Annotated in this window: 22 protein-coding genes; 12 read left to right on the forward strand and 10 right to left on the reverse strand. The window is 69.7% G+C overall.

Annotated features, from left to right (window positions below; all coding sequences use genetic code 11):
* Positions 1–10: 10 nt before the first annotated feature.
* The 4 genes from J4H86_RS13625 to J4H86_RS13640 form a co-directional block, all read right to left on the reverse strand.
* Positions 11–1,015 carry an aldo/keto reductase gene (locus J4H86_RS13625; protein ID WP_236537578.1) on the reverse strand — a complete coding sequence of 335 codons (1,005 nt, stop codon included), beginning with the start codon at positions 1,013–1,015 and terminating at the stop codon, positions 11–13.
* 142 nt (positions 1,016–1,157) lie between these two features.
* The gene (locus J4H86_RS13630) at positions 1,158–1,547 is read right to left on the reverse strand and encodes a hypothetical protein (RefSeq protein ID WP_236537579.1); all 390 of its coding nucleotides are present in this window, start codon (positions 1,545–1,547) and stop codon (positions 1,158–1,160) included.
* 21 nt (positions 1,548–1,568) lie between these two features.
* A complete protein-coding gene (locus J4H86_RS13635; protein ID WP_236537580.1) occupies positions 1,569–1,925 on the reverse strand; it encodes a VOC family protein in 357 nt (118 codons plus the stop codon).
* Positions 1,922–2,299: an ArsR/SmtB family transcription factor gene (locus J4H86_RS13640; RefSeq protein WP_236537581.1), complete on the reverse strand. Its 378-nt coding sequence runs from the start codon at positions 2,297–2,299 to the stop codon at positions 1,922–1,924. The genes J4H86_RS13635 and J4H86_RS13640 overlap by 4 nt, the downstream gene beginning before the upstream one ends.
* 114 nt (positions 2,300–2,413) lie before the next feature.
* Between J4H86_RS13640 and J4H86_RS13645 the strand changes: the two genes are divergently transcribed.
* Genes J4H86_RS13645 through J4H86_RS13665 form a run of 5 tightly spaced genes read left to right on the forward strand, consistent with a single transcriptional unit; the run spans position 2,414 to position 6,777 of the window.
* Entirely contained in the window at positions 2,414–2,941 is a 528-nt protein-coding gene (locus J4H86_RS13645) for a DUF4242 domain-containing protein (protein WP_236537582.1), read from the forward strand.
* Positions 2,942–2,973: 32 nt separating this feature from the next.
* A complete protein-coding gene (locus J4H86_RS13650) occupies positions 2,974–4,041 on the forward strand; it encodes an acyl-CoA dehydrogenase family protein (RefSeq protein ID WP_236537583.1) in 1,068 nt (355 codons plus the stop codon).
* Positions 4,023–4,817: an ABC transporter ATP-binding protein gene (locus J4H86_RS13655; RefSeq protein ID WP_236537584.1), complete on the forward strand. Its 795-nt coding sequence runs from the start codon at positions 4,023–4,025 to the stop codon at positions 4,815–4,817. The genes J4H86_RS13650 and J4H86_RS13655 overlap by 19 nt, the downstream gene beginning before the upstream one ends.
* On the forward strand, positions 4,814–5,980 hold the full coding sequence (locus J4H86_RS13660; RefSeq protein ID WP_236537585.1) for an ABC transporter substrate-binding protein: 1,167 nt from the start codon (positions 4,814–4,816) through the stop codon (positions 5,978–5,980). The genes J4H86_RS13655 and J4H86_RS13660 overlap by 4 nt, the downstream gene beginning before the upstream one ends.
* Positions 5,977–6,777, forward strand: coding sequence for an ABC transporter permease (locus tag J4H86_RS13665; protein ID WP_236537586.1), 801 nt, complete (start codon positions 5,977–5,979; stop codon positions 6,775–6,777). Before J4H86_RS13660 ends, J4H86_RS13665 begins: the two co-directional genes overlap by 4 nt.
* 125 nt (positions 6,778–6,902) lie before the next feature.
* On the opposite strand, the gene J4H86_RS13670 is transcribed toward J4H86_RS13665, so the two are convergent.
* Both J4H86_RS13670 and J4H86_RS13675 read right to left on the reverse strand, forming a co-directional pair.
* On the reverse strand, positions 6,903–7,514 hold the full coding sequence (locus J4H86_RS13670) for a DUF6879 family protein (protein ID WP_236537587.1): 612 nt from the start codon (positions 7,512–7,514) through the stop codon (positions 6,903–6,905).
* Positions 7,507–7,680 (reverse strand): hypothetical protein, encoded by a 174-nt coding sequence (locus J4H86_RS13675; RefSeq protein WP_236544200.1) that lies wholly within the window; start codon positions 7,678–7,680, stop codon positions 7,507–7,509. The genes J4H86_RS13670 and J4H86_RS13675 overlap by 8 nt, the downstream gene beginning before the upstream one ends.
* Positions 7,681–8,473: 793 nt before the next feature.
* Between J4H86_RS13675 and J4H86_RS13680 the strand changes: the two genes are divergently transcribed.
* Positions 8,474–9,154, forward strand: a complete 681-nt coding sequence (locus J4H86_RS13680) for a hypothetical protein (protein WP_236537588.1) — start codon at positions 8,474–8,476, stop codon at positions 9,152–9,154.
* Between the two features lie 107 nt (positions 9,155–9,261).
* On the opposite strand, the gene J4H86_RS27270 is transcribed toward J4H86_RS13680, so the two are convergent.
* The 3 genes from J4H86_RS27270 to J4H86_RS13695 form a co-directional block, all read right to left on the reverse strand.
* Positions 9,262–11,091, reverse strand: coding sequence for a C69 family dipeptidase (locus J4H86_RS27270; RefSeq protein ID WP_269134463.1), 1,830 nt, complete (start codon positions 11,089–11,091; stop codon positions 9,262–9,264).
* A 240-nt stretch (positions 11,092–11,331) separates the two neighbouring features.
* Positions 11,332–11,964 carry an AAA family ATPase gene (locus J4H86_RS13690; RefSeq protein ID WP_236537589.1) on the reverse strand — a complete coding sequence of 211 codons (633 nt, stop codon included), beginning with the start codon at positions 11,962–11,964 and terminating at the stop codon, positions 11,332–11,334.
* Between the two features lie 7 nt (positions 11,965–11,971).
* A complete protein-coding gene (locus tag J4H86_RS13695) occupies positions 11,972–12,268 on the reverse strand; it encodes a TFIIB-type zinc ribbon-containing protein (protein WP_236544025.1) in 297 nt (98 codons plus the stop codon).
* A 107-nt stretch (positions 12,269–12,375) separates the two neighbouring features.
* Here J4H86_RS13695 and J4H86_RS13700 point away from each other — a divergent pair, with 107 nt between their 5' ends.
* Positions 12,376–13,299: an amidohydrolase family protein gene (locus J4H86_RS13700; RefSeq protein WP_236537590.1), complete on the forward strand. Its 924-nt coding sequence runs from the start codon at positions 12,376–12,378 to the stop codon at positions 13,297–13,299.
* A 10-nt stretch (positions 13,300–13,309) separates the two neighbouring features.
* Here the strand turns inward: J4H86_RS13700 and J4H86_RS13705 are convergent, their stop codons facing one another.
* Positions 13,310–14,038 carry a DUF998 domain-containing protein gene (locus J4H86_RS13705; protein ID WP_236537591.1) on the reverse strand — a complete coding sequence of 243 codons (729 nt, stop codon included), beginning with the start codon at positions 14,036–14,038 and terminating at the stop codon, positions 13,310–13,312.
* Between the two features lie 90 nt (positions 14,039–14,128).
* Here J4H86_RS13705 and J4H86_RS13710 point away from each other — a divergent pair, with 90 nt between their 5' ends.
* The 5 genes from J4H86_RS13710 to J4H86_RS13730 all read left to right on the forward strand — a co-directional run bounded on the left by J4H86_RS13710 (position 14,129) and on the right by J4H86_RS13730 (position 18,675).
* Positions 14,129–14,788 carry a TetR/AcrR family transcriptional regulator C-terminal domain-containing protein gene (locus J4H86_RS13710; RefSeq protein WP_236537592.1) on the forward strand — a complete coding sequence of 220 codons (660 nt, stop codon included), beginning with the start codon at positions 14,129–14,131 and terminating at the stop codon, positions 14,786–14,788.
* Positions 14,789–14,930: 142 nt separating this feature from the next.
* The gene (locus J4H86_RS13715; protein ID WP_236537593.1) at positions 14,931–15,692 is read left to right on the forward strand and encodes a DeoR/GlpR family DNA-binding transcription regulator; all 762 of its coding nucleotides are present in this window, start codon (positions 14,931–14,933) and stop codon (positions 15,690–15,692) included.
* Positions 15,693–15,734: 42 nt separating this feature from the next.
* Positions 15,735–16,724: a 1-phosphofructokinase family hexose kinase gene (locus J4H86_RS13720; RefSeq protein WP_236537594.1), complete on the forward strand. Its 990-nt coding sequence runs from the start codon at positions 15,735–15,737 to the stop codon at positions 16,722–16,724.
* Positions 16,721–17,182 carry a PTS sugar transporter subunit IIA gene (locus J4H86_RS13725; RefSeq protein ID WP_236537595.1) on the forward strand — a complete coding sequence of 154 codons (462 nt, stop codon included), beginning with the start codon at positions 16,721–16,723 and terminating at the stop codon, positions 17,180–17,182. Before J4H86_RS13720 ends, J4H86_RS13725 begins: the two co-directional genes overlap by 4 nt.
* Entirely contained in the window at positions 17,179–18,675 is a 1,497-nt protein-coding gene (locus J4H86_RS13730) for a PTS fructose transporter subunit IIC (RefSeq protein ID WP_236537596.1), read from the forward strand. Before J4H86_RS13725 ends, J4H86_RS13730 begins: the two co-directional genes overlap by 4 nt.
* Positions 18,676–18,698 lie beyond the last annotated feature (23 nt).

An 18,698-nucleotide genomic window follows, 5' to 3' on the forward strand; every position in this document is an offset into this window, starting at 1 on the left:
GGACGAGGGGTCAGGCGTCGAACACGCTCCACTGGGCGTCAGCCGAGGCGATGAAGTCCTGGGGGTAGCCGGCGGTGAACGGGGAGGCCTCGTTCAGGATCCGCATCGCCTCAGGGGTGAGCGTGATCCCCGAGGAGCCCACCACGTCGAGGAGTTGGGCCTGGGTGCGGGAGCCCACGATCGGCATGACCGAGGCGTTACGTCCCCGCAACCAGGCGAGCGCCACCTGGGCCGGCGTGGCACCGATCTCGTCTGCGACGTCCTGGACGGCCCGCGCCGCTGTGCGGTGGGCGGGGGTGACGTGGTCGGCGGTGAACCTCGTGCTGTCGGCGACCTCCCCGGAGGCGGTGAGCTTGCCCGAGAGGCGACCGCCGGCCAGGGGGCTCCACGCGGTCACGCCGATGCCCAGGTGCTCGGCCATGGGGAGCAGGTCGCGTTCCACCTCACGTTCGAGCAGGTTGTAGTGCACCTGGAGTCCGACGAACGGGGTCCAGTCGCGCCACTCGGCGAGGGTGTTCGCCCGGGCGACGACCCAGGCCGGGGCGTTGGAGATCCCCACGTACAGGATCTTTCCCTGGCGAACCGCGTCGTCCAGGGCGCGCATCATCTCCTCGAGCGGGGTGTGCTTGTCCCAGATGTGCACCCAGTAGACGTCGACGTAGTCGGTACGGAGTCGCCGAAGGCTCTGCTCCAGCGACAACCTCAGGTTCTTACGGTGGCCGCCGGCCACGTTGGGGTCATCGCTGTCGTTCGCCCGCGGTGGGACGTACTTCGTGGCGACGACGAAGGAGTCACGCCGCTTCTCCAGCGCGGCACCCACGACGCTCTCGCTCTCGCCGTAACTCGGCGCGGTGTCGATGACGTTTCCGCCCGCCTCGGCGTAGGTGTCGAACAGCGCGGGGGCGGTGTCGTCGGGATCGCCCTCGTAGTACCCCATGGCGCCCAGCCACAGGTCCGACACACGGAGCCCACTGTCGCCCAGCAGGCGGTAACCCAGTTTCGGTTGATCTGCCATGCCCCGATCCTGACCCCCGGAAGACACCGACACCACCCCGTAGCGTGACCCTGGCGGGGCCACCCTGAGCCCGCGGATCACGCCACCGGTCGCGTGGACCGGCCGTCGCGACACACCCCGCGTGCCAGCGGGGATCACGCCGTCACACCTCGCGGTTGGTCGGGATCACCGCGCAGATCGCGTGGCGTCCCGCGGTGGCCCGGACGACGTAGCGGTAGGACTCCCCTCCCCGCTCGGTCCCGCCGGCGTCGGAGTAGGACCACCTGACGTCGACCGAGGTCAGGGTGGGCGTCAACTCCTCCACGGCCGTCAGGGTCGGCGCGGCGACGGCCATGCCGGGGCCGCCGAAGTGTTCCGTGGCACCGCTGAACGCGGTGGTCGCGGCGTCCCGGTCCGACATCGCGAGGCTCTGGTCATCGCCGAGCGCGAAGGTCGGATAGGCGTAGCAGTCCGCCAGTCGGTTGATGTCCCCCGTTGCGAGGGCGCCACCGTAGTCGTCGAAGAACCCCCGCAGGCCATCGTGCTCTCCCATGCACCCGGCCCCCCTCTGCGATTACCCGTCTTCTGGGTTATTACCCCAGTTGACGACGTCTACGGTCCGCCCGTCCGGATCGGTGTAGGTCCCGTCGTCGTTGGGGCGGAGCGCGGAGCTCGGGGGCGCGTCGAGCGCGAGCCCCAGCCGCATCCGCCCGGTGGCGCGCTCGGGCGAGGTGGCCGGGTACAGCTCCATCACGCAGCCGTCGGAGAGCACCGCCGCATAGTGTCGCGGCCCCCTCCCATGCTTCTCGGGGACGAAGGTGAGGCCGAGGGACGAGTAGAAGGCGTGGCACTCCTCCAGGCGGGTGGTGTACACGACGAGGAGCCGCACCGAGCTGCCCGAGCGGCGCCGGACGGATTCGTCGGGGGTCACTCGTCGCTCCCGTCCCGTGGTGGCGGCGTGACGGCCGCGCCGGCGTGGATCGCGCTCAGCAGGCCGGGGAACCGGGCCTCCAGGTCGTCCCAGCGGAGACGTACCTCTGTACCGTTGGGCCGCTGTGCCACGAAGATCACTCCCGACTCGCGCAGGACCCGGAAGTGGTGGGTCCGGCCGGCCTTGCCCACCGGCAGCTCGAACCAGGGGTAGGGGAAGGCGCTGTCCCGGGGCTGGTTGACGAGCATGGCGACGACGCGCAACCGGTTGGGCTCGGCGATGGCGCACAGCACTTCACGCAGGTCCAGCTCAGCCCGCTCGGGGTGGTGAATTTCCGGCGGTGTGGCCTGGGCTGTTGGGGAGACAGGGGGCATGGGAGCGATATCCACTTCTCGTCAGGTATGACGGTCACCATACGCTGTAGCTGAATCGTCGGGTATGGTAGCGACCGTACTCCAGATACCCGATTGATTTAGTTGGGAATTCGCATGGCCCTCCAGCTGATCGAGCTCACCCCCGACCGGGCGGACCGTGCCGCCGCCGACGCCCTGATCGAGTCCGCCGCCAAGGCCCTCAGCGCCGGAAACGCGGAGCTCGTCGAGGCCCAGGTCCCCAGTGACTTCGGCCGGGTCTTCCTGATCGCGGAGGAGCGGGCCGACTCGGCCGCCGCCGACGCGCTCAACACCGCCAGTATCACCTTCGACGACATCGCCGAGGTGCGCCTCGTCGGCGCCGACCTCGAGACCGTCAAGGCGAGCAAGGGCTCGGCCCAGTATCTCGTGGAGTGGGACCTCCCGGAGGGGCTGAGCATGGACAAGTACCTCGCCCGCAAGGCCGAGAAGTCCCCACTGTACGAGAACGTGCCCGAGACTCAGTTCCTGCGCACCTACGTGCGTGAGGACATGGGCAAGTGCCTCTGCTTCTACGACGCTCCCGACACCGAAGCCGTGGAGCGCGCCCGCCAGGTCGTCGACACCCCGATCGACCGCCTGCACGAGCTGAGCCAGCGGGACTGAGCAAGCCACCCCCCAGTAAGGCGAGGACAACGATGACGACCATCAGCACCCAGACACGCGTTCCCGACAACGACGGCGAACTCGTCACGTGGTTTGCCGAACGGGCTTCCGACGTCGACCGCAACGGCGCCGACGTGCGGGACGGACTGCGGTGGTTGGGCCAGCGTGGACTGCTGGACACCGCGGCCCCGCACTCCTGGGACGGCGGCCTGCTGCCCCTGCTCGGCACGGTCGAGAGCGTCGCCCGCGCCTGTCTGAGTTCCGCGTTCTCGCTGTGGGGGCAGCGGATGGTCATCGAGTACCTGAGTCGGGCCCCGGGGACGCCGTACGTCTCCGGGCTGCTCGACCAGCTCCGCACCGGCGAGATCACCGGCTCCAGTCACATGGCGCCCGCGCTGAAGGAGATCTCCGGCGTCGGCGACGTGGTGATCACCGCGCGCCGCACCGACGGCGGCTACGTCCTCAACGGGCCGATCCCCTGGGCGTCGAACCTGTTCCCCGACGCCGTCGTGGTCCTCCCCGCCCGCCTGAGTGATTCCTCGGACGACGACTCCGACCGGATCATCGCCACCGTGCGAGTCGGCGCTCCCGGGGTGCGGATCCGCGACTACCCCGAGCTCATGGCGCTGAACGCGACCGCCTCCTCCTCCGGCACCCTAGAGGAGGTTTTCGTCGCCGACGAAGCCGTGGTGTCCACCGACCTGAGTGCGTTCTGCTCCCAGGTCCGGCCCACGTTGCTGCTGGTCCAGACCGCGTTCTGCACCGGCCTGACCACCGCCTCCCTGGCCCAGGCGCGTGAGTCGCTGTCCTCCTCGGACTCCATGTTCGACGACGACCTGGACACCCTCGAGGGCGAGCTGGCCGGGCAGCGGGAACGGCTCGGGGCGTTGGCCACGACCCCACCGCAACCGCGCGCCGCCACCCAACTCCGGCTGGACGCCGCGCTCCTGGCACAGTCCGCCACCCGCCTGGAGGCCACCGCCAAGGGCGGCGCGGGATACATGGCCAAGAGCGCCACCAGCCGTCGACTGCGCGAGGCCGCGTTCCTGCCGGTCCAGTCGCCCACGGAAGGACACCTACGGTGGGATCTGCGAAACTAGAGGTCCGGTCGGGCCACAAGTCCTACGGGCACCATCCGGTTCTGCGCGGTGTCGACGTCAGCATCGACGCGGGACGCACCCTGGTGATCCTCGGTGCGAGCGGCTCCGGAAAGTCGACCCTGCTGCGGATCCTGGCCGGCCTGGAAGACCTGGACTCCGGCGACCTCCTGCCCGGTGGGTCGGAACTCGCCACCGGCATGGTGTTCCAGCAGGCGTTGCTGCTGCCCTGGCTCACCGTCCGCGAGAACATCGCGCTCGGCTTGAGCTACCGCGCCAACCGGGGTCGGGTGAACGCCGGACGAGCGGCGGCCAACGGCGGAACATCCACGACCGTCGGCACCTCCGCCGGCACCAGCGTCACCATCGACTCCCTGCTGGACTGGCTCGGACTCGTCGACCTGGCCGACACCCTGCCCGCCCAGCTCTCGGGGGGACAGGCGCAGCGCGCCGCCATCGCCCGCGCGTTGGCGATCCGCCCCGACGTGCTGCTGTTGGACGAACCGTTCAGCGCGCTCGACCCCCTGACCCGCGCCTCCCTGCAGGACCGGCTGCGCACGGTGATCGTGGAGCTCGGGCTGACCGTCGTCCTGGTGACACACGACGTCGGCGAGGCCGTCTACCTGGGCGACGAGATCGCGCTGTTGGACGCCACCGGGGCCATCGGGCACCGGTGGGACGGCGCGCCCGGCGACCGGGACTCAGATCGGGGCCAGGAACTCCAGGAACAGATCCTCGACCGCTACGAGGCCGTGCTTCCCGCAGGCGCCACGCGATGAGCGTCAACCGCCGCACCCTCCTCGGCGGGGGGATCGGGCTCGGGCTGGCCGCGGGGCTCGGCGCCACCGCCGCGGGGCTGCGCCCCTCCGACGCCGCCTCGGCGTCCTCGGCGCTGCGCATCGGCTACCTGCCGATCACCGACGCCGCCCCCCTGCTGGTCGCACACCAGCGCGGGCTGTACGAGGACTTCGACGTTCCCGTGGCCGAACCCGTCCGGTTCCGGAGCTGGGCGGAGCTCGCGCAGGCGTTCGTGGCCGGACGGGTCGACGTGGTCCACCTCCTCGCCCCGTTCGCGGTCCAGCTCCGGTACGGGATGGGCGCGCCGGTCCGACTCATCGCGTGGAACCACACCAACGGTTCGGCCATCACTCTCTCCGACACGATGTCGGGGCTCTCGGACCTGGCCGGTCAGACCTTCGCCATCCCCTACTGGTGGTCGATCCACAACATCCTGTCCCAGGACCTGTTCCGCGAGTCCGGTCTGCGCCCCGTGGTGCGCAAGACCCCGTCGGCGAGTGACGGTGAGGTCCGCGTCGTGGTGATGAGCCCCAGCGACATGCTCCCCGCGATGTCCAACGGCGTCATCGCCGGATACTCCGTCGCCGATCCGTTCAACGCGATGGCCGAGGTGCGCGAGGTGGGCCGGATCCACCGCTTCCTCGGTGACCTGTGGCGGAACCATGCCTGCTGCGCGGTGGTGATGCGGGAGGACACCATCGACGGGGACCCCGGCCTGGTGCAACGGTTCACCAACGCCCTCACGACCGCGCAACTCGACATCAACGCGGACCGGCCGGCCGCGGCGACCGCCCTGACCGAGGGCTACCTGCCCCAGCCGGAGCCCGCGATCGCCCGAGCCCTGACCTACCCGACGGAGGAGTACGCCGACTCCGGTGCGGTGCTGCGCCCCGACTGGCACGGCAACCAGATCGGTTTCGCGCCGTTCCCGTTCGCCGACTACACCGAGAACCTGGTGGACGCGATGGGACGCACCCTGGTCGACGTCGACACGCGCTTCCTCGACGACCTCGACCCGGCCGACGTCCACGCCGACCTCGTGGACGACACCTTCGCCCGCGAGGCGATCGAGGCGTCGGGCTCCCCCGCCGCGTTCGGACTTCCCGACTCCCTCACCCGCACCGAAGAAGTGGACATCACATGAGCGGCACACCTGAGGGCACACCACGGAGGCTGCTGCTGGTCCTCGTGCCGATCCTGGTGGCGGTCGCCCTGTGGTGGCTACTGACCTCCGTCATCGCGTCAGGCCACGTGGTGCTGTCCGGCTTCGCCCCACAGCACGCGTTCCCCGCCCTATGGGAGTTCGCCCTCCACGGAACCCTCTTCTCCGACACCCAGGCGAGCCTGTGGCGTCTCCTGCTCGGGCTCGGCATCGCCACCGCGGTGGGTGTGCCGCTGGGGCTGACCGTGGGGTTGATTCCAGCGGCCGAGCGGGCCACCCAGCCTCTCTTCCACTTCCTGCGGATGATCTCCCCGTTGTCGTGGGCGCCGGTGGCGATCGCGGTATTCGGCATCGGACACCAGCCGGTCTACTTCCTGGTGGCGGTCGCCGCCGTGTGGCCGATCGTCCTGAGCACGGCCGCGGGCGTCCGGGCGATCGACCCCGGGTTCCTCCAGGTGGCCCGCTCCCTGGGTGCCACCTCCACCGAAGTGCTGCGCACCGTCATCCTGCCGGCCGTGCGCACCCCCATCCTGACCGGCCTACGCCTGGCGCTGGGTACCGCGTGGATCGTCATCGTCCCAGCCGAGATGCTCGGCGTGGACTCCGGCCTCGGCTACGCCATCCTCAACGCGCGCGACCAGCTCGCCTTCGACGAACTCATGGCCGTCATCCTGTGGATCGGCCTCCTCGGCTACCTCATGGACGCCCTCTTCCGCGCCCTGCTCACCCGCTCAGTCCCGGCCGCCCAGCGCGAGTCCGCGCCGCAACCGGTGGGGTGAGGCGGACTGGGACGGACAGCCTCGTCCACTCCGGAACTTCGCCTTCGAACGTCACCGCGAGACGGCCCTACTTCGGGGGAGAGCCGACTGCCCCGGTTACCGCGCACGTCGCCGTCGGCCTCGAATCACTGAGGGACGGTCGGAGCGGGCAACGGTGCGATCTCACGGTGGAAGAACTCCAGGACGGGCTCGGCCTCCGCGAACAGCGACGCCATCGCGACGCGCACCGCGGTGATCCCGTCAGGGTCGTCGATGTGCCGTGCCTCCATCGGTGTTCCGTCGGATTCCTGTACCACGTGGTACAGGACATGCTCACCGAGGAGCACCAAATCTGGGAGGGGTCCGAAACGCTCACGGTCCGCGACGCGGCCCGCTTCCAGGACCCGCAGCGGAAAACCTTCCTCCGCCAGGATTCGGAAGTACTGCATCTCCCACTGGACATAGGGCGTGACCGGCTTCTCGACGATGCGCAGCCGACGGATCTCGACACCCCGTTCGCGCAGTGAACTAGCTTCGGCGCGGGCCCCGACGCGTTCCTGTTCGTTCAGGACGAGCGAGCGCTCCCAGTCGCCGGCGACGAACGCCTCCCAACTCGGGTCGCCGTGCTCCTGGTACGTCTGGCCACGTTCCAGCTTCCACAGCACACCCGTGAGCTGGGCGAATTCGGCGGCGAAGTCCTCGTGGTAGGCGGAACGGTCGAGCCGTTTACCCACCATCTCGGGGATTCGCTCAAGCATCGCGAATGTCCGGCTTGGCCGCGCTCAGCATGTTGCCCGGAATGACGACAAGCCGTTCATCCTCGCCGATCCGTGCGTCATCTGGCAGGCGCTCCCGGAGATCGTTGGTGAGATCGCGCCCGATGACGGCGATGTCCCCAGTTCGGCCGCAGTCTTTCCCAACCATCGGACAAGCCGGGCATTGGCGTCCGCTTCCCAGGCACACACCACGGGAGCCTCCACGTCCACTCACTGACGGAACACACCAGCGTTTCACCATCCGTCTGGAGCGACAAGCGAACGGCCGATAGCCCTTTGTGTCTCTTCGGTTAGCGAGACAGCAGGCACGGGAGCGAGAGTCAGGACGGGTCTACAGCGCATCGCCTTGGCGGCGAGCCGCCGCTTTCCTCCTCCGGATGGCGCTAGAGGAAGGGCTGCGTCGCTACTGGAACCGGGTTTGTCCGGACCTCAACCGATGTGCACCGCACGTTCGCTCCCTCTGCCTGGAGTTCTACGGCGGAGCGGGACTCGCCGGACGGTGGTCCTCATGCTGGATTTCCTTGAGCCGTGCCTGCCATTATCACGGCTACGCCCTCACTCCCAGCGCGGTCGAGATGCATAACCGTCACGACGAAGTCGCCGAGATCCTTCGCGAGTTCTCCCGCGCGGTTGGGGTGGCCCCGTCAGCCACGAAGTAGAGGTAGCCACGACAGCGCTGGCCACCGCTGGGCGGATGCGGGAGTAGCGGCCACCCGCACGAGGGAGCAGGCGTCGACGGACATGTCGGCGCCCCTTCTATCGACTAGCGTCTCTCGCTGTCCAGTGTCGGCCTCGGTAGGGGCCTTCCTCGGGGGTGGCCCACGCGGACAATGGGAGGCCGACGGTTGTTCCCGCGGTCCGGTCAGCCCGACCCACTCGTGAGCTGACTCGCCGTGGAACTCAATCGCCTTGCTCCCCGTCCACGAGAGGCCCGTGCCGACATGCGATCCGAGAAGCCAATCGTCATCGAGTTGCGCGGCGTCACTGCCCCCCTTACCCACTTCGTGAGCGTCGGGCTCCTCCTGTACGTCCTGCTCGCGGCTACGGGAGCCTCGGCGGTGTTCTTCTTGGAGAAGCTCGGGGTGATCATGGACGACGTCGGCGCCGGTTGGACGGATCTCCGCACGTGGGGCCTGGGGCTGGCCACTGTCGTCCTCATTCCATTCTCCGTCGCCATGGTGCGCCTGGCGGTGGTGCGAGCTCCCCGGCAGTTGGCGCGTCGTGAGTGCGTGATCTCCAGCGAGGGGATCGAACTGATCCGACACCGCAAGCGGTGGTCCCCCGAGATGCGCCTCAATCTGCCGTGGAGCGACATACATGCGATCACCACGAACATCGAGTTCCTGAGTCGCCGGCACGCCCGCCGAACGCACCGGCATCGAACGATGCTCATCGCCCTGCGCAAGGAGATACCGAGGAACGGAGAGTTCCAGGTCATCCCCAAGGGTGGGCCCATCCCCCGAGCCCACAGGTCCCACTGCCGGGTTTTGGTCAGGGGCATCAACCTCGGCCTTCGGGGTGCGAAGAACCGGGACATGCTGGCGATAGCCGAGGCCATCGAACGCATACGTCCGGGGCTGTTCCAGCGCGGCGTCAACAAGAGGGAGTGGTTCCCCCAATAGCCCCCCTCACGGCGAGGTTCTTCTATCTCGCTCCGGTGCTGAGTGGGTGGTGTCCGCCGGGGGGTGCCGACCTGTTCGCGTCGGCACCCCCGTGTCACAAGGTGACGCTACTGCTTCGCCGCCTGGTTCGACTTCAGGAACGGGCGCACGATCAGGCCGATGGCCACACCGACGAGACCGGTGAGGGTCATCGGGATCCAGGGGAGCGCCTGGCCGTCCGCTGACGCGGCGCGGAAGTCGGGGACGGCGTCGGGGTCGCCGGTCTGGCCCTGACGGTCCAGGGCGCTGCCGTCTTCCCAGCCGCCACCGAGGTCACAGTTCACGCGATCGCGGGAGGAAACGGCGCCCTCCGGTAGGGTCATGGACTGGCTGGAGGCGCTGGAGGTGGTGCCTTCCGGGACCTCGACGTCGGGCTCGGGGATCCCGCCCTCTTCGTCGCGCAGACGGGTGTCGAGGTCGTCGACCAGGTAGTCGCCGAGGTCCAGCCCGTCCATCGCCCACTCGGTGCTGAAGTCGGTGAGCAGGGCGCGGGCGGCCTCCTCGTCGCCGTCCTCGAAGGCGGCGAGGGCCTCCGCCTCGACGTCCTCCAGGTCCTCGGCGATCTGGGCCTCGAAACCCTCCCACACGTCGGTGACCTCACCCAGGAAGAGCTCCGGGCGGGCACAGGTGTAGTACATCAACCGCTTGTAGGTCTGCGTCGCGTAGCGCGTCGCCTCCTGCGGAGCGAACTCCGGGTTGAGGTAGCTGGACGGGGACTCCGAGGTGAGGTACCGGTGCTGGCGGTACTCCATCGGCACCTCGTCGGCCCCGATGTGGAACGGGATGTAGGGCGCGGTCACCGCGGAGGTGACGGCAAGCCACAGGGTGGCGAGCTCCTCGTGCTCGAGGTCGTCGCGCAGGTGAGCGACCTGTCCATAGCCGGCACGGTCGTCGGCCCACCGGGGGTCGCGCACCAGCCGGAGCATGTCCTCCAGGCTCAGTGGCGCCATCTCGCGCAGCTCGTCCTCCAGGCCAGGCGGGTAGCGGTACGGCGCCGGGTCCTCGGGGTCGTGTTCCACGGTGTCGGTGGGGAACGACGCGCCGTAGGCCTCCTGCAGGTTGAACGGCTCGTCACCGTCCGGGTCCCACCACTCCTGCTCGACCGCGAAGTCGACGATGTTCTCCGAGCCCATGAAGTCGGGGTCGTCGGCGAAGTCCTCGGGGAACTCCTGGATGTAGCCGGGGTAGGAGACGCGCACGTCGTCCGGGCCGAGCCGCTCGGCGGCCCAGAGGCCCTCGCCGCCCGGGAACTCCACGAGGACCCAGCCCTCGTTCTCGTCGGCGAAGAGGTGGGAGTTCCCGCCGTAGGTCGTGTAGCCGTGCTCGTCGATGAGGCCACCGACGATCTCGGCGGCCTCCTGCGCGGTGCTCGCGCGCTCCATCGCGATCCGCGACAGGTCGCTGTACTGCGGCCCCTCCTGCGGGGTCGGCGTCATGTCGACGAGTTCCTCGCGGGAGTCCATCCACACGTCACGCCCGGCCACCTGGTGTTCGTTGAGTCCCCCGTTGGTGAGGGGTGCGGGGAAGCCCGCGAACTCCGAGTAGAAGGAGGTGATGTACTTGTTCGTGCGTTCGGCCTGCGGGATCTCGGTGAGCTCACCGGGGATGTCGGCCTCGTCCGTGGCACCCACCTCGATGGTGGTGCCCTCCTCGTGCTCCTGGGAGGGCACGATCTCCATCCAGTGGCTGGACGGTTCGTGACCGAACCCTCCGAGCAACACCGAGCCGTCGTCGGTCAGGTTCTTCCCGACGTAGAACGCGATGCTCTTGTCTCTCGGGTCGGGGGGAGTAATCGGGACGTCGTTGGCCGTCTCGGTGTCCGCCACCGCGGGCGCGGCCCCCACACTGAGGGCGAGTGCCAGGGCGGAGACGACTCCGGTTCTTCCGGCGGTTCTCACGAATTCTCCTGTTCGGTTCCTGAGGACAGGTAACCGCAAGATCATAAAAGCAGGACAGACGTAGTAAATCTGACATAAACCGCGAATCGCCCACCTGGTAGGGCGAAACGTGCCGCCATGAGGATCCCCTCGATGGTCTCGAGGACGTCACGAAGAGGCCGAGCCAGCGAGGCCCGGCGGCTCCTCCGGAACGCGGGCTCCGATTAGGCGGGGTCGCCGACCGTGGACGAACCGGGAGCCTTACGTCGAGGGGTTCGCCGTCTCCATGATCCACGCGTGCACGCGGTCGACCGTGTGGATCGCTGGTTCGTTCGTGGTGTCCACGAGTGACACGGCCGGGGTGAGTTCCGCGGCGTTGGCGCGGAGCCAGGTGTCGAACTCGAGGGTTTCGGCGATGCGGCCCTCGGTCCACTGACGCCAGGCGGGGCGCCTACGCAGCCGTTCCGCGAGGCGCTCGGGGGCACAGGTCAGGGCCAGGTAGCGCACGTCGGCGAAGAGGCCGCGCTCTGGGAGGTGTTCGAGTTCCGGGGGGACCACCGTTCCGCACAGTACGACCGGACGCCCGTTCTGGTGGATCATCGCGGCGAGCCGTAGCCACGTCGCGCGGAAGGAGCCGACTCCGGCGGCGGAGTCGTGGAAGGCCTCGCCCCACAGCACGTCCTGTTCCAGGACGACGTGCGTGTCCCGCAGCCGTTCCGTGAGGAGTCGGGTCACCGTCGACTTGCCCGCGCCGCTCGGCCCGGTCAGACACCACAGGGGCAACCGCAGAAACGACTGCCGGTGCCCGCAGTTCCCACACGGCAGCACACCGTCGGATGTGGCGCGCTCCGGGTCGGTGTGCCCGCCGCAGCGGGCACAGATCAACGGGTCCACGGACTTCCTAGTCGAACAGGGACTCCAGGAATCCGCGTCGGCGACGCCGGTGTCCGTAGGGAGGTGGGGAGTCCGGGTAGTGGCCGTAGGGACGAGGAGAGTCGGGATAGGCGTAGACGCGCGTCGTACCGGCCGCGCGCGGTGGTGGTCCGGGTGGTGGCGGTGCGTGCGGGTCCGGCGGTGGGGCACCGTAGTGACGTTGTTCCGCGGAGACCAACTGTTCGAGTTCTCCACGGTCCAGGAACACACCACCGCAGCTCTGGCAACGATCGATGTGGACGCCTTGGCGGTCGAAGGTCTGCATCAGCCCTTGGCACTTGGGACAGGTCACAGTGTCAGAGTACTGACGCAGCGTCAGGGCGCCGTAAAGTTCGGGAACTCCGCTGGAAATCGGACAGCGGCGGTGGTTCCATGGGCGCCGTGGAGGAACGCGACGCGCGGGCCGAGGCCGACATCGCACCCGTACGAGCATTCTGGCGGGACCTGGGTGTCCCTGGCCTGGTCGACGTGCACACCCACTTCATGCCCGACCGGATGCTCCGCAAGGTCTGGGCGTTCTTCGACCAGGTCACCGGGCCGGACGGCACGGGGTGGCCCATCATGTACCGGTCGGACGAGGACGACCGCCTCGCGAGGCTGCGGGACTACGGCCTACGGACCTTCTCCGCATTGAGCTACCCCCACAAACCCGGCATGGCGTCCTGGCTCAACACCTACGCGACGGACTTCGCGGCGCGGGTCCCGGAGTCGCTGCACAGTGCCACGTTCTATCCCGAACCCGATGCCGCCGACTACGTGAAGGCCGTGATCGGCGAGGGGGCGCGGGTGTTCAAGGCGCACGTCCAGGTCGGAGCCTACGATCCCCGGGACCCACTGCTGGAGGGGGTGTGGCGGGCGATCGCGGACGCGGAGGTGCCGGTGGTGATCCACTGCGGATCGGGGCCGCACCCGGGCGCCTTCACCGGCCCGGGTCCCGTCCGGGAGATCCTCCGCCGCCATCCGCGGTTGCGGCTGGTCGTGGCGCACATGGGCATGCCGGAGTACTCGGAGTTCCTGGACCTGGTGGAGGAGTACCCCGGCGCGTACCTCGACACGACGATGGCGTTCACCCCCTTCACCGAGGCCTTCATGCCATTCCCACGGCAGGAGTTGGCCCGGCTGCGCGCGCTGGGCGACCGGATCCTGTTCGGTAGCGACTTTCCGAACATCCCCTACCGCTACATCGAGGCGCTGGAGGCCCTGGCCCGGCTCGACCTCGGCTCCGACTGGCTCCGCGCGGTCTGTCACGACAACGGGGCCGCCCTGTTCGACCTCCCCGACCCACGGAACGCCTAGGGCGCCCGCGTCAGGATCGAGGTATCCGCGCCTCTCCCTGGTCCGCCGCTGCGCCTGATCGGTCGGCCGCCCCCTGCCGCTCGGCGACCAGGAGATAGCCAGCGACCACACCGATCCAGCCGAGGGACAGGGCGAGGTTCACCCGCTGCCACAGTCCGTGGAACTGCCCGGACTGAGTCGCCATGTCGAACTGCCCGGCGCTCAGCGCGAAGGTGACCGGGATCAGCACGGCACTGGCGACGCAGTACCAGACGAGGGGTCGTGGGCCCCCGTCCTTCGCGAATCGCCACGCCATGACCACGACCAACGCGATGAGCGAGAGGTAGAACGGGATCGGGTTGGCGTCGTGGATCGTGCCGGCGAGGCTCGGTTCGCTGACGCCGGTGCTCCCGGCCGGGTAACCGGGCTTCGGGTCCGTGACGAAGACGCCGCCCACGATCAGGCAGAGCCCGAAGATCACGCCGAGCACTGGTGCGACGACCCCGGCCCGTCCTCCCGCGAGCGTTCTCCGCACGCCGGCCGAGAACGCGAGGACGAGCATCCCGGTCACGACGAAGTTGGCGATCTGGACCCAGCCGCGCTCCCCCAACGCCAGTTCGCTGCCGAACCGATGCGCCGACGCGTAGTCGGGCCGGAGCGCCCCCTCCACCAGGATGACCACGACGAACAGGGGGGCGAGCAGGCCGCAGGCCAGGAGCCGTCGCGTTCCCGTCCGAGTCCCTGACGGTGTCCCACGCACGGAACCACTCCTTAGCATCGATAAGCCCTTAGCGTTGCTAAGTGTGCATTAGCATCGCTAAGGACGCAAACGCGCGGGGGAAGCGGGGCCATGGATCGAGCACAGATCGCCCGCGAGGGCCTCGACCTCCTCAGCGAGGTGGGCTTGGACGGACTCACCGTGCGCCGGCTCGCGACACGCCTGAACGTGAAGTCCCCCGCGCTGTACTGGCACTTCCGCAGCAAGCAGGAACTCCTGGACGAGATGGCACAGGCCCTGCAGGCGAACCAGGACCTCGGCCCGCCGCACCCCGACGAGACATGGCGCGCCTGGCTGGCCCGACGCGCGAGGGAGCGACGTCAGGTCCTGCTGTCCCGGCGGGACGGGGCCCGACTCATGTCCGGAACACGCCCCGGCGACACCGCGCTACGGAGCTTCGAGGAGGAACTCCAGGCCCTGGTGGGGTTCGGATTCACACCGTTGGGAGCCGTGCGCGCGATTACGTCCCTGGGACACTTCGTCAGTGGATTCGTCCTGGAGGAGCAGGCTGAGCTCGAGCGGCGGCCGGACCCGTCGGGTTCTCACGTCGACGACCTGCCGCCCGAGGAACGGGAGGGTCTCCTCCAGGCGTTCCCGGTCCTCGCCGCGGCCGTCCACGCCGGGGGGTCGCCCGGCGGAGGGGACGACGCCTTCGAGGCCGGGCTGACCATGATGCTCGACGGAATCACGGTCCGCCTCTCGCCCGACGCGGATCCGCCCACACCCCGATAGCGCGCCACTCCGCGACCGCGACGCCCGACCAAGGCCACACGAATCCACATCAGCCCATCAGGCCAGCCCGAACACCCCTTGTTCCACCCCCAACTCCGCGTTAAGCTCACGTGAAACCACAGCGAAACGCAGGAGAATCCACATGTACGCGGAGGAGCGTCAACAGGAGATCCTGGACCGCGCTCGGGCCGCGGGACGGGTGGACGTCGCGGCACTCGCCGCGGACTTCGGGGTCGCCGGGGAGACGATCCGGCGCGATCTCACCACGTTGGAACGCGACGGGGTGTTGCGGCGCGTGCACGGCGGCGCCATCCCGGTTGAACGGTTCGGGTTCGAGCCCACGCTCGGGCTGCGGAACACGGTCATGACGGAGGAGAAGGACCGGATCGCCAAGGCGGCTCTCGAGGAGGTGCCGGCCGAGGGCGCGATCCTGATCGACGCCGGCTCCACCACCGGGCGGCTCGCCGAACATCTCCCCACCGACCGCGAGCTCACGGTGATCACCAACTCGCTCCCGATCGCGTCCACGCTGCGCTCCCGGCCCGCCGTTGAGGTCCTCTTCGTGGGTGGACGGGTCCGGGCCCGCACCATGGCCGCGGTCGGCGCGTGGTCCTACCAGATCCTGGAGCAGATCTACGTGGACGTGGCCTTCATCGCCGCCAACGGGATCTCGCCGGAACGCGGGCTCACCACCCCCGACACGTCCGAGGCCGAGGTGAAGCGGAGGATGGTGCGCGCCGCGCGCCGGGCGGTGTTGCTGTGCGACCACACGAAGTTCGGCAACGACCATCTCGCGCGATTCGCCCAGGTCGAGGACATCGACACTGTCATCACCGACACCGGGCTGGCGGACGGCCTCGCCGACGAGGTCCGGTCCCTCGGCCCCCGGGTCGAACTCGTCTGACACCCCACCCACGTACCGCCGCCCCCACCGCGAAGGAGCTCCGTGATCTGCACCGTCACCCCGAACCCCAGCGTCGATCGCACGGTGGAGGTGTCGACGCTGCTCCGGGGAGAGGTACTGCGCGCGCACGGAGGGGGGACGGATCCCGGCGGCAAGGGAGTGAACGTGTCCCGCGCGCTCCATGCCCAAGGCGTCGCGACCGTCGCGGTCCTCCCGGTGGGTGGCCACGAGGGGATGGTGCTGCGCCAACTCCTGGCCGAGCATGGTGTGCCCGCTACGACGGTTCCTGTGTCCGGGGGGACCCGCGGCAACATCACCGTCGTCGACGAGCACGAGACCACCACCAAGATCAACCTCGATGGGGTTCCCCTCACCGGTGAGGAGTCGGAGCGACTCGTCACCGCCGTGGCGGAGCGACTCGACGCGGGGGCGGAGTGGCTCGTCATCGGCGGAAGCCTGCCCTCCGACGCGCCCCCCGACCTGTGTGCTCGGCTCGTCGTCGCCGGCCGTGACCGGGGGGTTCCCGTCGCCGTGGACACCTCCGGTCCCGCCCTGGAGGCGGTGGCCCACGCCGGTGGCGTCGACCTCCTCACACCCAACCTGGAGGAACTCGCCGAGCTCGTCGGCCGGGAGCTCACGACAGTCGGCCATGTGGTCGACGCCGCGGAGACCGTACGCGGCTGGGGCAACACCACCGTCCTGACCACCCTCGGCGCCCACGGTGCGCTGCTGGTCAACGGCGAGGGGACGTGGTGGGCCGGGAGTCCGCCCGTCGTCGCGCGAAGCACGGTGGGGGCCGGCGACTGCGCCCTCGCCGGCTACCTCGCGGCCGGCGGCGCTCCGGCCCAGGAGCGGCTCCGCCACGCGGTCGCCTGGGGCGCCGCCGCCGTTGCCCTGCCCGGCAGCGCGGTCCCCCGTCCCGGTCAGCCCCGGCCCCACCACGTCCAGTTGACCGCCGACCCCGCACCCGACCACAAGATCAAGGGCGGTGAGCCGCAGGCCCACCGGCCCGCACCAGGAGGCCTCCGTTGACGTCGTCGACCACGCTTGTGACCCCCGAACTCGTGTCCCTCGGCCTGAGCGCTCATGACCGACAGGACGCGACCCGCCAGCTCGCCGAACTGCTGCGCGACTCCGGCCGCGTCACCGACCTCCCCGGCTTCCTCGCCGACGTCCAGGCCCGCGAGGAGCAGATGCCGACGGGGCTGCCCGGACAGGTCGGTCTCCCGCACGCTCGGTCCGCGTACGTCACCGCGCCCGGCCTCGCCATCGGAACGTTCCCCGAGGGAGTGGACTTCGCCGGCCCGGACGGCGACGCCGTCCTCGTCATCCTCATCGCCGCGCCAGCGAACGGCGACGAGGACCACCTGAGGATCCTCGCCGCCCTGGCCCGCAAACTCGTGCACGCGGAGTTCCGCGCGGCCCTGCTCGAGTCCCCCGACGCCGCCGGCGTCGCCGCCACCGTCAACCGAGAGGTCGTGGTGTCGTGAAACTCGTCGCGGTCACCGCCTGCCCCACCGGAATCGCCCACACCTACATGGCCGCGGAGGCGCTGGAGCGGGCCGCGACCGCCGCCGGACACGAGATGAAGGTGGAGACCCAGGGATCGGCCGGCGCGGAGACCCTGGACCCCGCCGTGATCGCGGAGGCGGACGCCGTCATCTTCGCGACCGACATGGGGGTCCGCGACAGAGGTCGGTTCGCCCACCTGCCCTCGGTGGACGTGGGGGTCAAGGTCGCGGTCACCGGAGCGGCCGACCTGGTCGCCCAGGCCGTCGCCGCCGGTGAGGCACGGGAGCCGGCGGCGCCGGACTCCCCCGACGACCAGCCCGCCACCCCGTCGCCCGCGCCCGCCACCAAGGTCACGGAGTCCGGCGGTGTGGGGACCCGGATCCGCCAGTGGCTGATGACCGGGGTCTCCTACATGATCCCCTTCGTCGCCGCCGGCGGGATCCTGATCGCCCTGGGCTTCATGGTCGGCGGATACGAGATCGCCGAGGTGGGGCCCGAGGCCGTCATCGACGAGTTCAGTGTCCTGTCGGCCCAGAGCTGGGGCGCGCTGCTGTTCCTCACCGGCGACACGATCTTCGCCTTCCTGGTGCCGGTGCTCGCCGGGTTCATCGCGTACGCGATCGCCGACCGGCCGGGGCTCGTCCCCGGCTTCCTGGGCGGGGCGGTGGCCCTGGTCGTGGAGGCCGGGTTCCTCGGCGGCCTCGTCGCGGGCTTCATCTCCGGTTTCGTCGCCTTGGGCCTCACCCGGATGCCGGTTCCCGCGGCGCTCCGCAGCATCATGCCGGTCGTGGTGACCCCGCTGCTCGCCTCGATCGCGACCGGGTTCGCCATGTTCATCCTGCTCGGCCCGCCCCTGGCCTCCCTGATGGGCGGCCTGGAGACGTGGCTCTCCTCGCTGACCGGCGGCAGCCTCATCCTGTTGTGCGGGCTGCTCGGTCTGATGATGGCGGTCGACATGGGCGGGCCGGTGAACAAGGTGGCCTACACCTTCGCCGTCACCGGGCTCACCACGGTCGGAGCCTCCGTGTCCGTCGACCACGCCGAGTTCACGATCATGGCCGCGGTCATGGCGGCCGGCATGACGCCACCCCTCGGCCTGGCGTTGGCGACCGTGGTGCGGGGACGCCTGTTCACCACGGCAGAACGGGAGAACGGCAAGGCCGCCTGGGTGCTGGGGGCCTCCTTCATCACCGAGGGCGCGATCCCCTTCGCCGCGGCGGACCCGCTGCGCGTCATCCCCGCGCTCGTGGTCGGGTCCGGGGTGACCGGTGCGGCGGTCGGCGCCGTGGGGGCCACCCTACGCGCGCCGCACGGTGGGATCTGGGTGGCGCCCCTCATCGGTCAACCCCTGATGTACCTGCTCGCACTGCTCCTCGGCACCGTCGTCACCGCGGCGGCCGTCCTGGGACTCAAGAGCCTGCGGCGCCGGCCCGCCGCCGACGCACCCGACGCGGTGACCGTCGCCGCGTGACCCGACCACTTCCCACACGAGAG

This window comes from Spiractinospora alimapuensis, assembly GCF_018437505.1.
Classification (GTDB): domain Bacteria; phylum Actinomycetota; class Actinomycetes; order Streptosporangiales; family Streptosporangiaceae; genus Spiractinospora; species Spiractinospora alimapuensis.

Coding starts and splice junctions, on each gene's coding strand:
- J4H86_RS13625 (WP_236537578.1), bottom strand. CDS start 1,015: ATGGCAGATCAACCGAAACTGGGTTACCGCCTGCTGGGCGACAGTGGG.
- J4H86_RS13630 (WP_236537579.1), bottom strand. CDS start 1,547: ATGGGAGAGCACGATGGCCTGCGGGGGTTCTTCGACGACTACGGTGGC.
- J4H86_RS13640 (WP_236537581.1), bottom strand. CDS start 2,299: ATGCCCCCTGTCTCCCCAACAGCCCAGGCCACACCGCCGGAAATTCAC.
- J4H86_RS13645 (WP_236537582.1), top strand. CDS start 2,414: ATGGCCCTCCAGCTGATCGAGCTCACCCCCGACCGGGCGGACCGTGCC.
- J4H86_RS13650 (WP_236537583.1), top strand. CDS start 2,974: ATGACGACCATCAGCACCCAGACACGCGTTCCCGACAACGACGGCGAA.
- J4H86_RS13660 (WP_236537585.1), top strand. CDS start 4,814: ATGAGCGTCAACCGCCGCACCCTCCTCGGCGGGGGGATCGGGCTCGGG.
- J4H86_RS13665 (WP_236537586.1), top strand. CDS start 5,977: ATGAGCGGCACACCTGAGGGCACACCACGGAGGCTGCTGCTGGTCCTC.
- J4H86_RS13670 (WP_236537587.1), bottom strand. CDS start 7,514: ATGCTTGAGCGAATCCCCGAGATGGTGGGTAAACGGCTCGACCGTTCC.
- J4H86_RS13675 (WP_236544200.1), bottom strand. CDS start 7,680: ATGGTTGGGAAAGACTGCGGCCGAACTGGGGACATCGCCGTCATCGGG.
- J4H86_RS13680 (WP_236537588.1), top strand. CDS start 8,474: ATGCGATCCGAGAAGCCAATCGTCATCGAGTTGCGCGGCGTCACTGCC.
- J4H86_RS13695 (WP_236544025.1), bottom strand. CDS start 12,268: ATGCAGACCTTCGACCGCCAAGGCGTCCACATCGATCGTTGCCAGAGC.
- J4H86_RS13700 (WP_236537590.1), top strand. CDS start 12,376: ATGGGCGCCGTGGAGGAACGCGACGCGCGGGCCGAGGCCGACATCGCA.
- J4H86_RS13710 (WP_236537592.1), top strand. CDS start 14,129: ATGGATCGAGCACAGATCGCCCGCGAGGGCCTCGACCTCCTCAGCGAG.
- J4H86_RS13715 (WP_236537593.1), top strand. CDS start 14,931: ATGTACGCGGAGGAGCGTCAACAGGAGATCCTGGACCGCGCTCGGGCC.